Origin of the sequence: Streptomyces sp. NPDC001903 (genome assembly GCF_042891345.1) — a bacterium.
Taxonomy (GTDB): Bacteria; Actinomycetota; Actinomycetes; order Streptomycetales; family Streptomycetaceae; genus Streptomyces.
This window is the reverse complement of sequence record NZ_JBIASZ010000009.1, coordinates 106830-120263: the sequence shown is the minus strand read 5'-3', so window position 1 is coordinate 120263 and position 13434 is coordinate 106830. Positions and strand designations below refer to the sequence as shown.

Here is a 13434-nt window from a genome sequence, read left to right as displayed (position 1 = left end):
CTAAATGATGATCATGCGCTCGGGCGGTGCGACCGAACGGGCACGCAAGAGAACTCGGACGGAGCAACGGGGCGTTCCGGCGGCGTTCCGGGCGCGTTCAGGGCAGGGGTCGGACCCGGACCACGCGGGCCGGGTCCTGGCCGCCGCCGGAGGCGAGGACGCGGACCTCTTCCTGGTCGCTGATCTCCGCACGGACGATGCCGGAAGCGTCCGCGTACACCGGGTGGCCGCCCGGCCCGGCCTGGCCGGTGGCCGTCACCACGACGACGTCCTCCGCCGTGTCCGGGCCCTCGGAAAACACCAGCTCGTAGCGCTCGGAACTCATCCGCGCCCTCCTCTGCCGGGCGAAAGGGGCCTTCCCCACCTCCCATGATGCGCGCAGCGGTCGGTGGGCGCCGCCCGCGCGCCGCCACCCGGCGCGGGCCGGGGCGGGTCCCGGCCCGCGCGCCGGGTGGCGGCGCGGGCCTACGGGCGGACGACCGCGTACCGGCCGCGCGCCTTGGCCCCGTCCGGCAGCGTCCACTCCGCCGTGACGTGCCCCAGCGGCTGTTCGGCGGCGTCGTCCTGCGCCGGTGCGGTGCGCAGGACCCGCTGGACGCTCAGGGTTTCCTTCCCGGCCGGGGTCCGCACCAGCACGTCGGTCGTCTCCGGCCCGGCGGACACCCCGAGGACCGCGACCGGGCCCGGCTCGCCGGTCCCCGCGTACCAGCCCGTGACGGACGGGTCGGGCGTATCGCTCTCGCTCTGCGCCTGCGCCGCCGCCTCGCCGCGCACGAGCGCGTACAACCGCTCGACCAGGACGGGGTCGTGGGTCCCGTCGTAGATCCAGCGGCGACCCAGCACCCCGTGCTCGGAGGTGCCGATGAGGGCGTGCTCCGCCCCGTCCAGCGGCGCGCCGCGGTATGTGAGGGGCACGTGGTAGGTGATCGTCCGGTCGCCCGCGCCGTCGCAGACGGCCATGAACTCGATCCCGACCTCGCCCTGCGGGTCGTCGAGCCGGAAGCCCCCGGCCTTCGCGGGCTGCGGGGCGCTCCCCGAGCCGGGGTCCCGGTACCAGGGCTGGGTGGGAAGCCAGGAAGCGAGCAGCTCCAGCTTGCCGGGGTTCATCGTGGTCCGGTGGACTACGGCCATGGTGCGGCACCTCTCTCGGTCGACTGACGATCATCCTGCCACCCGTGCCCGGCGGCCCCGGGTTGCGTCCGCCTTACGAGGCGTCGACGTCCGTGCCAAGCCCCGTACGCACCGGATGAACAGGCGGGAAACTCAACGGAGTTGGCGTTGACGGCCGCTGCTCTACGCGCGTCATCATGGGCCGCATGAGAATCCCCCCACGCTTCGTGACCCTCGTCGGCGCAGCGGCGATAGCCGGCGCCCTCCTCACCGGACCGACCGCTTCGGCGGCTCCCGTCCCCGCCTCCGCCCCCGTCTCCGCCGCGGCCGCCGCGGCGGCCGCGGTCGGCAGCATCTGCTATTCGGCGCTGCCGTCGCAGGCGCACGACACCCTCGATCTCATCGACCAGGGCGGCCCGTTCCCCTACTCGCAGGACGGCGTCGTCTTCCAGAACCGCGAGCGGCTGCTGCCGATCCACGGCAGCGGTTACTACCACGAGTACACGGTCATCACCCCGGGCTCGCCGACGCGCGGGGCGCGCCGGATCATCACCGGGCAGCAGTGGGAAGAGGACTACTACACCTCCGACCACTACGCCTCGTTCCGGAAGGTCAACTTCGGCTGCTGATCCGTCCGTTCGTCCGCCGTCCGGCGGCTCCCGGCCCGTGCGGCGCCACGGGCCGGGGGTTCCGCCGGGAGCCGCGGGAGGATACAACTTCCCCTGGGATCAAGGGGGATGCGGATGAGTGAAGGGCGCAGGGACCGGACGGAGGCGATCAGAGCCTGGCTGTTCGGAGCCGCCGGCCCGGTCGGGCCGCGGACGATGGCCGAGGCCCTCGGACTCGCCGAGGAGGCTCCCGGCCTCCAGCGGCTGCGGGAAGCGGAGCCGCTGCGGCTGGCCCGGATCGAACGCCTCCACGCGGCCGCGCAGCGCGCGTTCGAGGAGCGTACGGGCACGGCCGTGTGCCGGGCCCTGGAGGCGGCCGTACGCGCGGGCATCCGCGAGACCGCGGCCGGCCCCGCCGGACGCCCGCCCACGCCCGGAGGGGGAACGGGAGCCGACCGCCTCGGGGCCGAGGCCGACGCGGCCGCCCAGCGGCTCGCGGCCGACGCGGCGCTCGCCGGCGGGCGCGGGCTCAACACGGGCCTCGCCTTCGGCATCGTCCTCAGCCCCGTGGTGCTGGTACTGACCCTGCTCGCCGGCCGGTTCCTGCCGCCGCTGTTCCACGGCCCCATCGGCTGCCCCGAAGAGCTGGTCCTGATGGACTCCCTGGTCTGCTTCGCGGGCGGGGCGATGGGCGCGGTCTTCAGTGTGATCATCCGGCTGCGCGACGCCTACCAGCTGATCCGGCCGGCTCCCGGCGGCTCCGAGCCCGCCGACGTCCCCGCGGATCCGGTGCAGCTCGCCCGGATGATGCGTCAGGAGGGCTGGTACCGGGTGGTGGTCGGCTGGTTCCTGGCCAGTTCGCTCTTCCTTCTCATCAACGGCGGCATCCTCACCCTGCTCACCCCGCCGGCCGCCCCCGGGGACATGTGCGGTCCGGCTCCGCTCTCCGTGGCCGGCCACCAGGCCCTGATCAAGGCCTGGTTCTTCTGGGGCAGCGTCGGTTTCCTGGCCGGCCTGAACGAGCGCTGGGCGTACGGTCTGGTCCGCCGCGGGGGTGACCCCCGGCCGGCCGATCCGCCCGCCCCCTGACCCGGGCCGCGTCCTTCGGATCGCGCCGGACGCCCCCGGGCCCGCCTCACGCAGAAGGCGGGCCGGACTCCGTCACTCGAACCGCGTGGTGTCGCCGGCCCCGCGCCGCACGATCTCGGCCTCGCCGCTGGAGAAGTCGATGACGGTGGTCGGCTCGGTCCCGCAGTCGCCGGAGTCGACCACGATGTCCACGAGGTAGTCGAGCCGTTCCTTGATCTCCCAGCCCTGCGTCAGCGGTTCCGGCTCGTCGGGCAGGAGCAGGGTGCTGGAGAGCAGCGGCTCGCCCAGCTCGGCGAGGAGGGCCTGCGTGACGGCGTGGTCGGGGATGCGGACGCCGACCGTCTTCTTCTTGGGGTGCAGCAGCTGGCGCGGCACTTCCTTCGTCGCGGGGAGGATGAAGGTGTAACTGCCGGGCGTGGACGCCTTGATCGCGCGGAACACGTCGTTGTCGATCTGCACGAGCTGGCCCAGCTGGGCGAAGTCCTGGCAGATCAGGGTGAAGTGGTGACGGTCGTCGAGGTTGCGGATGGACCGGATCCGGGCGAGGCCGTCACGGTTGCCGAGCTGGCAGCCCAGCGCGTAGCAGGAGTCCGTCGGGTACGCGACGAGCGCGCCGGAGCGGATGCTGTCAGCGACACTGGCGATGGTGCGCTGCTGGGGGTTCTCGGGGTGCACGTCGAAGTACTTGGCCATTGGCCGAGCCTACGCGATCAGGCCACCCCCGGCTCGCCGGGCGCCCGAGGTCCAGCCCTGCCGCCTGAGGCGTTCGAAGCCGTCCAGGAGCAGGTCCAGCGCGAACTCGAACTCGAACTGGTCGTCGCAGCCGCCGCCCACGACGGAGTCCCCGTCGTGGGCGGCGGCCATCGCCAGTTCCGCGACGTGGGGGTAGGTCGCGGCGGCCTCCGGGGGCATGGCCGCCCGCGCCGCGGGATCCGGGTCCGGCGCGGCGTCGAACACCTCCTGGGTGAACCCCAGGACGCGGCCGCCCAGCGCGTGCATCACGTGGTGGGTGAGGTCGACCGAGAGGCCTCCGGCGCGGAACATGCCGATCACCGAGTCCAGGTAGGCGAGCACCGCCGGGGTCGGGCCGCTGCGCGAGCGGATCACCTGGGCAGCCCAGGGGTGCCCCAGCAGGGCGGCGCGCGCCGAGAGGATCCGCCGGCGGACCGCGCCCTGCCAGTCGGATCCGTCGGCGGGGGGGTCGATCTCGCCCACCACGGCCTCCACCATGCCGTCCAGGAGCTGTTCCTTGTTGGCGACGTGCTTGTAGAGCGCCATCGGCACCACGCCCAGCTCCTGTGCGAGCCGCCGCATGCTCAGCGCCTCGATCCCGATGCCGTCGGCCAGCTCGACGGCGGCGCGCAGCACGCGGTCCCTGTTCAACGGCGCCCGGGGCGCCGCCTCCGGTCGGCGGGTCATCTCGATCGGCTCCCTCGTCCTGGGTTTCACGGCTTGACGAGTGTACGGCGTACACCTACCGTATGGCTCAGGTGTACGCCGTACACCTCTCACAAGGGAGTGGTTCCGCATGGGTTCGACCAGAAAGACCGCGGTCGTCACAGGGGTGTTGTTCCTCGTCACCGAGGTCGCCGCGATCGGCGGACTCGCGCTGTACGGCCCCGTGCTGCACGACGCCGGCTACGTCCTCGGCCCCGGCGCCGACACGCGGGTCTTCCTCGGGGCGCTGTTCGAGTTCGTCCTCGCGCTGGCCGTCATCGGCACCGGCGTCGCCCTGTACCCCGTCGTCAAGAGCCGGAACGAGGGCGCCGCGCTCGGCTACGTCTGCGGCCGGCTGCTGGAAGCCGCCGTCATCGTCGTGGGCATCATCAGCGTGCTGTCCGTGGTGACGCTGCGCCGGGAATCCGCCGGCGTGCCGGGCGGTGGCGCCGCCTCCCTCGTCACGGCCGCCCACGCCCTCGTGGCCGTCCACGACTGGACCTTCCTCCTCGGGCCCAACTTCGTCCTCGGCGCGAACACCCTCGTCCTGGCCGGCCTGATGTACCGCTCCCGGCTCGTCCCGCGGCCCCTGGCCGTGCTGGGTCTCGTCGGCGGCGCGCTGATCTGCGCCTCGGCGACCGCCGTGCTGTTCGGCCTCTACGAGCAGGTCTCGGTCGCCGGCTCGCTCGCCGCGCTCCCGGTGTTCGCCTGGGAGGTGGGCCTGGCCGTCCGACTCCTCGCCAAGGGGTTCTCCGGCGCCGAGGCCACGGGGCCCCTGGACTCGGGGGCCGAGCGGCCCGGCGGGCCCGCTCAGCCCGCGAACACCTGCGAGAAGTGGGCGGCCAGCCCCGAGACGGTCGGCGGGCACAGCCTCGCGCCGAGGTAGCCGTCCGGCCGGACCACGAAGGCCGCCGGTTCCCGCACCCCGTACATCCGGGCGAACTCGCCCCGGCCGTCCCGGTACACGGGCACCGGCGCTCCCCGGTCGGCCGCCGCCCCGGGCTCGGCCTCGGCGAGGATCGCGCACACCGCGACCCGGCCCGCCGCCGAGCCCCGTACCGCGGAGGTGAGCTCGGCGAGGCCGTCCAGCGCCGGGCCGGGCCCGTACAGCAGGAGCACGTGCTCGCGGCCGCGCAACAGGTCGTACAACCGCACGGGATACGCGGCGATGTGCCCGGAGAGCCCGCCGCAGTCCGGCGCCCGGTCCCCGGGGCGCGGGCCGGGCCCGCCGCCGTCCTGCGGCCCGGCGGACTGTACGAGGGGGCTGCCCCGGTAGCCGACGAGCAGTTGGGCCTGGCGCATCATCAGCGTGTCCGCGTCCTCCGGATCGGCCTGCACGCCCTCGGCGGCCTGGCGGACCGTACGGCCGACGACCTCCTCGCCCACCGGCCGGCGCTCGGCGTCGTAGCTCGCGAGCAGCCCGGGAGCCCCGGCGCCCCGCACGGCGAGCGCCAGCTTCCAGGCCAGGTTCCAGGCGTCCTGGATCCCGGTGTTCATGCCCTGCGCCCCGGTCGGCGGATGGATGTGGGCCGCGTCCCCGGCCACGAAGACCCGTCCCCGCCCGTATCGGTCCACCAGCCGGTGGCTGATCCGGAACACGGACGACCAGCGCATCACCGACGCCGTGGTGGGCTGCGGGGACAGCCGGTCCAGGACGGCCTGGATGTGCCCGAGTTCGGGGGCGCGGCCGCCCTCCAGGCCGTGCGCCACGGCGTCGGAGCCCTGCGGGGGAGCGGCGGAGAGCTCGGGCGGCACCATCATCGACACCCGGTAGCGGCAGGCGCCCGGCAGCGGGATGCACACCAGCACGTCGTCGACCGCGCCCCGGTCGTCGTGGTGCATGGCCCGCACCCCGTACGCGTACGGCAGGTCCCAGTCGAGCTCCACGTCGGCGAGCATGTACTCCTCGGGGAACGCGCCGCCCTCGAAGGCGAGGCCCAGACCCTTGCGGACCGTGCTGTGCGCGCCGTCGCAGCCCACCAGGAACCGGGTGCGGACCTCCTCCTCCCCGGAGGGAGTGGCGAGCCGGCTCGTCACCCCGTCGGCGTCCTGGACGAACGACACCAGCTCGCAGCCCCGCTCGACGCGCGTCCCCAGACCCTCCAGGAACTCCTCGATGATCCGCTCGGTCTCGTACTGCGGCAGCGCGGCGAAGCGGTAGGGCACCTCGGGCGGCAGCACCAGGTCCAGCCGGGGCTGCTCCACCCCGTTCACGTACGTCAGCTGCCCGCGCATCGGGACGGCGGCCTCCAGCGCGGCCCGGACGAAGCCCATCCGGTCCCAGACCTCCAGGGTCCGCGGCTGGATCCCCACCGCCTTGGCGTACGGAAGCCGCGCCGGGAGCCGGTCGACGATCCGGCAGGGGATCCCGCGCCGCCGCAGCTCGGCGGCGGCCGTCAGCCCGACCGGGCCGGCGCCCGCCACCAGGACGTCCGCGGCGGCTCCCGCGCTCTGCACCATCGGCGCCTCCCGGGCGGGGCCCCCGCGGATGCGGCGGATCTCCCTCCATGGTGGCCCGGAGGCCCGCTCCCGGCGATCGGGCCGGCCGGAAGCGGCGCGGGCCGGGGGGACCGGCCGGCCGGCGGCCCGGTCGGTCCCCCCCCCCGCCGGACCTCAGTCGCCGATGTCGCGGCGGCGGAAGTCGTCCAGGGTTTCGCGGCGCACCAGGAGCCGGGCCGCTCCGTGGTCGACGGCGACGACCGGGGGACGGCCGACCATGTTGTAGCCGGAGGCCATGGACAGCTGGTACGCCCCCGCCACCGGTACGGCCAGGAGGTCCCCGGGGTGGACGTCGCCGGGCAGTTCGACGTCGGCGGCGAGGACGTCCCCCGCCTCGCAGTGCCGGCCGACCACCGTGGCGGTACAGGGCTCGGCGGTGGAGTGGCGCCCGATCAGGCGGGGCGCGTACCGCACCCCGTACAACGCCGGCCGGGGGTTGTCGCTCATACCGCCGTCCACGGCGACGAACACCCGCTCCCCCGTGCGTTTCACCGCGAGCACCCGGTACAGGGCCACGCCCGCCGGACCGGCGATCGCCCGGCCCGGCTCGATGGCGAGGCGGGGCACGGGAAGCCCCGCCCCCGCGCAGCTCTCCACGAGCTCGGCGCGCAGCCGGCCGGCCAGGGCCGTGAGGTCGAGCGCGGGTTCCCCGGGGCAGTACGCGATGCCGTGCCCGCCGCCCATGTCGAGCTCGGGGAGCGTGACCCCGTGGGCGTCGCGGATGCGGGCCATCAGGCCGACCACGCGGCGCACCGCCGTCAGGTACGGCTTCACGTCGGTGATCTGGGAGCCGATGTGGCAGTGCAGGCCGACGAGTTCGAGCTGCGGCTGGCCGAGGATGCGGGTGACGGCGTGCTGCGCCGAGCCGTCGGTGAGGGACAGCCCGAACTTCTGGCCTTCCGTGCCGGTACGGATCTTCTCGTGGCCGCCGGCCGAGATGCCGGGGACGACGCGGACCAGGACCTTCTGGTGCCCGCCCGGGCCGACGGCGGCGGCCAGGCGGGCGATCTCGGACGGGCTGTCGATGACGATCCGGCCCACGCCGAGCCGCAGGGCGGTCTCGATGTCGCGGGGTGATTTGGCGTTCCCGTGCAAGAGGATGCGGTCGGGCGGGAATCCGGCGGTCACGGCGAGTTCGAGTTCGCCGGCCGAGCAGACGTCGAGCCCGAGGCCCTCCTCGGCGACCCAGTGGACCATGGCGCGGGAGAGGAAGGCCTTGGCGGCGTAGAGCACTTCGGCGTCGGGGAAGGCGTCGCGGTAGGTGCGGCAGCGGGCCCGCACCTCGCCCTCGTCCAGTACGTACGCGGGGGTCTCGAAGCGGTCGGCGATCTCGTTCAGCGGGACTCCGCCGACGGCGAGGCCCCCGTGCGGCAGCCGGGTGGTCGAGGCCGGCCAGACCGACAGGTCGTCCGCGGAGCCCGCGGCGATCTGGGACACGGTGACGGTGGTCATGGGACTCCTCCCCTCAGGCGGTCTGGGCAGGGAGCCGGCCCTGCAGGCGCGGCGCGGCAGCGGCGGAAGCGGCGTCGGCAGCGGGAGCGGCCGGAGCCGCCGGAGCGGCCGCCGGGGCCGACAGCGTCGGGTCGACGGTGACCAGGTCCGCGCCGAGCGGTGCGCACAGTTCCCGCAGCACGGACTCCGACAGCCGGATGTGGCCCTGGCCCTCACCGAGGGTGGCGGCCAGCAGGTCCGTGCGCGTGAAGCCGACGGCCGTACGGGCGCCCAGTGGAGTGCGGAACAGGCGGATCACCGCCTCCGCTCCTCTTCCCGGCCGGACGGGCACGTACAGGAGCCCGGCCGGGACCCGTTCCTCGGGCTCGGGATCGTCTTCGTACCGGAACAGACACATGGGGCCCTCCCTGAGGAACCGCAAGAGGCGACTGGTGGCGCCCCGAGTGCGGGGAGGCAGTCCGGGGCGCGACTTCGAAGCTATCCCCGCCCGCCCCCTCCCCGCGCCGGTCCCTGACGCCACCTTGACGGGAAACGACCCACTCCATATGCGCCGCTGACGCGCTCCCGATCGCGGGGTCAGCCCGCCCGGCCCGGGTGATGGGCCAGGGCGGCGTGCGGGTCCCCGTGATCGGCGGTGTGGTCGATGTGCACGGTGGCCGCGGTCAGCCGCGGGACGGCGTGGATCAGGGCGTGTTCGGCCTCGACCGCCAGGGCGTGCGCCTGCACCACCGAGAGGTGCGGATCGACGACGATGTCCGCTTCCGCCCGCAGCGCGTGCCCGATCCACCGCATGCGGACCTGCCCGGTGCCCCGTACGCCGGGCACGCCGAGCAGAGCGCCGTGCGCGGTGTCGACCAGGGCCGGATCGACCGAGTCCATGAGCCGCCGGCAGACCTCCCGCGCGGCGTCGCGCACCACCACGAGGATGGCCGCGGTGATGAGCAGGCCGACGACCGGGTCGGCGCTCTCCCAGCCGATCGCCGCGCCGCCCGCGCCGAGGAGGACGGCGAGCGAGGTGAACCCGTCCGTACGGGCGTGCAGGCCGTCGGCCACGAGCGCCGCGGAGCCGATCCGGCGGCCGGTGCGGATCCGCTGCCGGGCCACCCACTCGTTGCCGAGGAAGCCGACCACCGCGGCGCCCGCGACCGCCCACAGCTGGCTGATCTCGCGGGGGTGCAGGAGCCGGTCCACGGCCTGGTACGCGGCCAGGGCGCAGGAGGCCGCGATCGTGAGCACGACCACGATGCCGGCCAGGTCCTCGGCGCGGCCGTAGCCGTACGTGTAGCGGCGGTTCGCCGCGCGCCGTCCGAGGACGAACGCGACGCCGAGGGGGACGGCGGTCAGCGCGTCGGCGGCGTTGTGGACGGTGTCGCCGAGCAGGGCCACCGACCCGGACAGGGCGACCACGCCGGCCTGGACCGCGGTGGTCAGGCCCAGGACGCCCAGGGAGAGCCACAGCGTGCGCATGCCCTGCCGGGAGGTCTCCATGACCGGGTCGACCTTGGCCGCCGGCTCGTGGACGTGCGGGGTGAACGCGTGCGCCAGACGGCCGAGCCGGTGGCGCAGCCGTGTCCGGAACGACCCGTCGTGGTGCTCGTGGTGGTGGCTCACGGCGTGCTCGCTTCCGACGGGGACGGCAGGGGCGGGTGGACGCGAGCGTCCACCCGCCTATTGTGTGCGTATGAGCGCACGCACGCACCTATCACCTGCGCAGGGTTCGCACCCGCAAGAACCCGGCCCGCAGGCCTTCGAGGCCGCGGCCGGGATCCTGGGCCTGCTGGCCGACCGCACCCGCCTCGCCCTCCTGCACACGCTGGCCTCGGAAGAAGCCGATGTCGCCACCCTGGCCGCGACGGTGGGAGCCGCCAGGCCGGCCGTCAGCCAGCACCTCGCCCGGCTGCGGATGTCGGGGCTGGTGACCACCCGCAAGGAGGGCCGCCGGGTGGTCTACGCCCTGGCCGGCGACCACCTGCGGCGCCTCGTCGCCGAGGCGCTCGCCGCGGCCGGGCCCGATCGCCCCGATCACGGCAGGGTGTGACACTGGGCGGGTGTCCGGAGGAGGCCGGGTCCTGGCCGGTGCGGTCACCGTCGCGGCGACGCTCGCCCTCGCCGCGGGCGGCGGCCCGGCCGCGGCCAGGGCCGGGGCCACGCCGACGGCCACTCCTGCGGCGACCGTGTCCCCGGGCGGCACCTCCGCGGACGCCTCCCGCCCGGTGCCCGTAGGGGGCGGCCGCCACATCCGGCTGGAGTGCCGGGGAACCGGCTCCCCGACCGTCGTGCTCGTCTCCGGGACGGGCGGGGCCGGGGACGAATGGACCCATGTCGTGGACGCCGCCACCCCAGCGGCAGGCCTGAGACCCAGCGCGGCGGCGGTGCTTCCGAAGGTCGCCTCGTTCACCCGGGTATGCGCCTACGACCGCCCCGGGACCACCCGGACCGACGGAAGGCCGACCTCCTCGACACCGGTGTCCCAGCCCACCACGGCGCGGGCGGGGGTGCGGGACCTGCGGGCGGTGCTGTCCGCCGCCGGCGAGCACGGGCCGTTCGTGCTGGTCGGCGCCTCCTGGGGGGCGATGATCGCCGAGCTCTTCGCACGCACCGACTTCCCCCGGGTGTCCGGCCTCGTCACCGTCGACGGCGCCTCCCCGTACCTGCGCGACACCCTGACACCGGCCCAGTGGTCGGACTGGATGCACAAGATCGAGGCGATGGACCGCGGGAAGGGCCTCGAAGTGCCCGACTACGAGGCCTCCGTGGCGGAGATCCGCAGCGCGCCCCCGATGCCGCACCCCCTGCCCGCCGCCGTGCTGACCTCCGACCAACCGTGGGACCTCGCCGTCGGCGACACCGGATCGACCTGGCCGGCCTGGCTCGCCGCCCAGGACGACCTCGCCCGCGAGCTCCGCGCCCGGCACATCACCGACACCCACAGCGGCCACGGCATCGCGGTCGAGCAGCCCCGGCTGGTCGCGAACGCGGTGCGCGAGGTGGTGGACCAGGCGCGCGAGCGGTGAGCAGCGCGAGGGCCCGGTTCGCGGGCGGAGCCGGGCCCCCGCCGTCAGCGCGGGCCCGCGGCCGCGTCCAACTGCTCGGCGGACCGGGCCAGCCCGTCCGCCGCCGTCGCGCAGCGCTCGGCCAAGGCCTCGATCCGCCACCGGAAGGCCTCGGCCTGCGGACCCTTCCAGTCCAGCGCCGCGGCCCCCTCGCGCAGCCGCTGCGCGTGCCGCAGCAGCGCCGCGGAGTGCGTCCGCAGCCCCTCCGCGGGCTCGTTGCGCCGCGCCTGCCGCCCCGCGCGCGGCGCGGGAACGCCCGTCACAGGGCCCGCCAGGGGGCGAACGCGTTGGTCACGCCGTCGAGGGCCGGGGCCAGCTCGGGGTGGTGGCGCAGGAGCACGGAGACCATGCCGTTCCGGTCCACCCACTCCAGGCCCTCCGCCGTGTAGACCTCCGGCCGGTAGTCGGTGGTGAAGAAGCGGTCGCTCTTCAGCCGCCTGCTCGCCATCAGGATGAAGATCCGGAACAGCGAGTCGCTGAAGCCGAAACCGGCCGGCCGCGGCTCGGCGAGATTGCCGACCAGCGTGTCCACCCGGTCGAGGCGCCCCTCGTACAGCTCCTTCAGCAGCGGGGTGTCGCCCGGGTGCCCGCCCGTCAGCTCCTCGAAGGAGGTGACGGGGCGCTTGCGCAGCATCTGCCGGTACGCGTTGTAGCGGGGGACGCCGCGCTCGCGGTCGCGCAGGACGTCGACCGTGCCCAGGTCGATGTGCTCGCCGGTGAGCCGGGCCAGGTTGCGCAGCGCGTCGGGGTGGTTGTGCAGTACGAGGGCCCCGGGGTGGGCCGTGCCGAAGCTGTAGAACAGGTCGCTCATGCCGTACGCGTCGACCGCCGTACGGGTGGTCTTGCCCTGCATCTCGTCGAAGCCGATGGTCGCGCGCACGGCGCCCGCGCGGTGGTCCCGTACGGCCAGCTCGTCGGGGATCAGCGGGTGCAGCCGGTACGCGGAGACGAACTCCTCCGTCATCGAGAACGGCGCCGCGTGGTGGTCGGTCGGGGAGCCGAGGATCCCGCTGAGCATCTCGCCCTTGCCGACGCGCCCGTACGTCCGGCTGACCCAGCGCGGCAGCACCCCGTACCAGTTGGCGTCCATCGCGCGGCGCAGCACCGGGGTGTCGAGGATGCCCGGCGTCCACTCCACCGTGTGGATCTTCGCCATCAGCGCGGTGTTGACCAGCCGCGCGGTGTGGAAGAGCCGCTCGTCGTCCCAGGTCGGGTAGTGGGCGCGCAGGTAGTCGCAGATCGCGTTGTGCTCCTTGGCGAAGAGCGTGTGCAGCAGCGACAGGCCGGCCCAGTAGTCGCTGTTCATACCGGTCCAGTCCAGGCAGGAGTTCCCTGGCCGCGGGTCGGCGGGCAGCCGGCCGTCCTCGAGGATGAGGCGCCCGTGCTCGCCCGTGCGCAGCGCCCGGCAGCGGGCCTCGTCGGAGCCGTAGATCTGCGAGCCGTCCCACCAGTGCGTGACGGTGTTCTCGTACGTGGGGGGCGCGTCGGCCGCGCTGTGCGCGACCGGGTCGGGACGGGTGCGGTTCACGCGCATCGGGCAGCTGCCGCCGTGCGCGGCCCAGTCGTCGTCCTCGGCGAGCGGGACGGTGAACGGCTCGGCCTCCTCGTTGTCGCCGTGGTTGGCCCAGCCGTGGTTCTCGAACTGGATCCAGGCCGCGGCCAGCAGGTTGAGGGTGGGCGCGGGCACGAACCCCTTGCGGGCCAGCAGCTGCCTGCTGATCTCCCGCGGGCTCGGTGACATCAGCTCCTCTTCGGAGTCCGGGAAGACCAGGTGCAGCGGGGCGTTGCGGTCGAGGCGGGTGCCGACCCGGCCCATGTCCTCGTCGTACGGGTCGTAGCCCGAGCCGTCGTACGAGCGGAAGGGCGCGAGCTCGTGGGTCGGCCGCCGGCGGCGCTCCCCGCCCGCCCCGTACGTGTCGTACAGGTTCTTGCGGCGCAGGTCGTCGCGGAGCACCCGCAGGTTCAGCAGTCCGAGGGGGAGCGGCAGTTCGTGCCACTCGCGGGTGCGGTTGACGCGGGCGAAGGCGGCCGATCCGAGGCGCTCGAGGAGCCCGGGCGGGCCGTACGAGTCGGCCTGGCCGGGGCGGCCGGCCTGCGGGGGCACGGCCGGGGCCGCCGAGGCCCCCTGGCTCGGGGCCGTGCTCGGCTCGGTGGAGGTGGTGTCGGTCATGGTGATCCTCAGCGGT

Annotated in this window: 15 protein-coding genes; 5 read left to right on the top strand and 10 right to left on the bottom strand. The window is 74.6% G+C overall.

Features of this window, described 5'->3' with window-relative positions:
- Positions 1-97: 97 nt before the first annotated feature.
- Complete coding sequence (locus ACFYZS_RS21300; protein ID WP_389014683.1) at positions 98-325, bottom strand: DUF6296 family protein; 228 nt, start codon at positions 323-325, stop codon at positions 98-100.
- Between the two features lie 140 nt (positions 326-465).
- Positions 466-1131, bottom strand: coding sequence for a 1,4-alpha-glucan branching protein (locus tag ACFYZS_RS21295; RefSeq protein ID WP_389014680.1), 666 nt, complete (start codon positions 1129-1131; stop codon positions 466-468).
- Between the two features lie 185 nt (positions 1132-1316).
- Here ACFYZS_RS21295 and ACFYZS_RS21290 point away from each other — a divergent pair, with 185 nt between their 5' ends.
- Positions 1317-1739, top strand: a complete 423-nt coding sequence (locus ACFYZS_RS21290) for a ribonuclease domain-containing protein (RefSeq protein ID WP_389014677.1) — start codon at positions 1317-1319, stop codon at positions 1737-1739.
- A gap of 114 nt (positions 1740-1853) precedes the next feature.
- Positions 1854-2807 (top strand): hypothetical protein, encoded by a 954-nt coding sequence (locus ACFYZS_RS21285; protein WP_389014674.1) that lies wholly within the window; start codon positions 1854-1856, stop codon positions 2805-2807.
- Positions 2808-2879: 72 nt separating this feature from the next.
- On the opposite strand, the gene ACFYZS_RS21280 is transcribed toward ACFYZS_RS21285, so the two are convergent.
- Both ACFYZS_RS21280 and ACFYZS_RS21275 read right to left on the bottom strand, forming a co-directional pair.
- On the bottom strand, positions 2880-3500 hold the full coding sequence (locus ACFYZS_RS21280) for an L-threonylcarbamoyladenylate synthase (protein WP_389014671.1): 621 nt from the start codon (positions 3498-3500) through the stop codon (positions 2880-2882).
- Between the two features lie 9 nt (positions 3501-3509).
- Complete coding sequence (locus ACFYZS_RS21275) at positions 3510-4226, bottom strand: TetR/AcrR family transcriptional regulator C-terminal domain-containing protein (protein ID WP_389014668.1); 717 nt, start codon at positions 4224-4226, stop codon at positions 3510-3512.
- A 109-nt stretch (positions 4227-4335) separates the two neighbouring features.
- Between ACFYZS_RS21275 and ACFYZS_RS21270 the strand changes: the two genes are divergently transcribed.
- Complete coding sequence (locus ACFYZS_RS21270) at positions 4336-5130, top strand: DUF4386 domain-containing protein (RefSeq protein WP_389014666.1); 795 nt, start codon at positions 4336-4338, stop codon at positions 5128-5130.
- On the opposite strand, the gene ACFYZS_RS21265 is transcribed toward ACFYZS_RS21270, so the two are convergent.
- From ACFYZS_RS21265 to ACFYZS_RS21250, 4 genes are all read right to left on the bottom strand, one after another.
- Positions 5055-6704, bottom strand: coding sequence for an FAD-dependent monooxygenase (locus ACFYZS_RS21265; RefSeq protein WP_389014663.1), 1650 nt, complete (start codon positions 6702-6704; stop codon positions 5055-5057). The genes ACFYZS_RS21270 and ACFYZS_RS21265 overlap by 76 nt on opposite strands.
- 153 nt (positions 6705-6857) lie before the next feature.
- Positions 6858-8195: a diaminopimelate decarboxylase gene (gene lysA, locus ACFYZS_RS21260; protein WP_389014660.1), complete on the bottom strand. Its 1338-nt coding sequence runs from the start codon at positions 8193-8195 to the stop codon at positions 6858-6860.
- A gap of 13 nt (positions 8196-8208) precedes the next feature.
- Positions 8209-8592, bottom strand: a complete 384-nt coding sequence (locus ACFYZS_RS21255; protein WP_389014657.1) for an SAV_915 family protein — start codon at positions 8590-8592, stop codon at positions 8209-8211.
- Between the two features lie 179 nt (positions 8593-8771).
- Positions 8772-9806 (bottom strand): cation diffusion facilitator family transporter, encoded by a 1035-nt coding sequence (locus tag ACFYZS_RS21250; RefSeq protein WP_389014655.1) that lies wholly within the window; start codon positions 9804-9806, stop codon positions 8772-8774.
- Between the two features lie 70 nt (positions 9807-9876).
- Here ACFYZS_RS21250 and ACFYZS_RS21245 point away from each other — a divergent pair, with 70 nt between their 5' ends.
- Together ACFYZS_RS21245 and ACFYZS_RS21240 are read left to right on the top strand one after the other, a co-directional pair.
- Positions 9877-10233, top strand: coding sequence for an ArsR/SmtB family transcription factor (locus ACFYZS_RS21245; RefSeq protein ID WP_389014652.1), 357 nt, complete (start codon positions 9877-9879; stop codon positions 10231-10233).
- Positions 10234-10243: 10 nt separating this feature from the next.
- Positions 10244-11209, top strand: coding sequence for an alpha/beta fold hydrolase (locus ACFYZS_RS21240; protein ID WP_389014649.1), 966 nt, complete (start codon positions 10244-10246; stop codon positions 11207-11209).
- 44 nt (positions 11210-11253) lie between these two features.
- Here the strand turns inward: ACFYZS_RS21240 and ACFYZS_RS21235 are convergent, their stop codons facing one another.
- A complete protein-coding gene (locus ACFYZS_RS21235) occupies positions 11254-11511 on the bottom strand; it encodes a hypothetical protein (protein WP_389014646.1) in 258 nt (85 codons plus the stop codon).
- Positions 11508-13418, bottom strand: coding sequence for a peroxidase family protein (locus ACFYZS_RS21230; RefSeq protein ID WP_389014643.1), 1911 nt, complete (start codon positions 13416-13418; stop codon positions 11508-11510). The genes ACFYZS_RS21235 and ACFYZS_RS21230 overlap by 4 nt, the downstream gene beginning before the upstream one ends.
- Positions 13419-13434 lie beyond the last annotated feature (16 nt).

What these genes read in the sequence shown, in the direction of transcription:
- ACFYZS_RS21290 (WP_389014677.1), top strand. Translation starts at nt 1,317, where the DNA reads ATGAGAATCCCCCCACGCTTCGTGACCCTCGTCGGCGCAGCGGCGATA.
- ACFYZS_RS21300 (WP_389014683.1), bottom strand. Translation starts at nt 325, where the DNA reads ATGAGTTCCGAGCGCTACGAGCTGGTGTTTTCCGAGGGCCCGGACACG.
- ACFYZS_RS21245 (WP_389014652.1), top strand. Translation starts at nt 9,877, where the DNA reads ATGAGCGCACGCACGCACCTATCACCTGCGCAGGGTTCGCACCCGCAA.
- ACFYZS_RS21270 (WP_389014666.1), top strand. Translation starts at nt 4,336, where the DNA reads ATGGGTTCGACCAGAAAGACCGCGGTCGTCACAGGGGTGTTGTTCCTC.
- ACFYZS_RS21275 (WP_389014668.1), bottom strand. Translation starts at nt 4,226, where the DNA reads ATGACCCGCCGACCGGAGGCGGCGCCCCGGGCGCCGTTGAACAGGGAC.
- lysA (WP_389014660.1), bottom strand. Translation starts at nt 8,195, where the DNA reads ATGACCACCGTCACCGTGTCCCAGATCGCCGCGGGCTCCGCGGACGAC.
- ACFYZS_RS21295 (WP_389014680.1), bottom strand. Translation starts at nt 1,131, where the DNA reads ATGGCCGTAGTCCACCGGACCACGATGAACCCCGGCAAGCTGGAGCTG.
- ACFYZS_RS21285 (WP_389014674.1), top strand. Translation starts at nt 1,854, where the DNA reads ATGAGTGAAGGGCGCAGGGACCGGACGGAGGCGATCAGAGCCTGGCTG.
- ACFYZS_RS21230 (WP_389014643.1), bottom strand. Translation starts at nt 13,418, where the DNA reads ATGACCGACACCACCTCCACCGAGCCGAGCACGGCCCCGAGCCAGGGG.
- ACFYZS_RS21265 (WP_389014663.1), bottom strand. Translation starts at nt 6,704, where the DNA reads ATGGTGCAGAGCGCGGGAGCCGCCGCGGACGTCCTGGTGGCGGGCGCC.
- ACFYZS_RS21280 (WP_389014671.1), bottom strand. Translation starts at nt 3,500, where the DNA reads ATGGCCAAGTACTTCGACGTGCACCCCGAGAACCCCCAGCAGCGCACC.
- ACFYZS_RS21255 (WP_389014657.1), bottom strand. Translation starts at nt 8,592, where the DNA reads ATGTGTCTGTTCCGGTACGAAGACGATCCCGAGCCCGAGGAACGGGTC.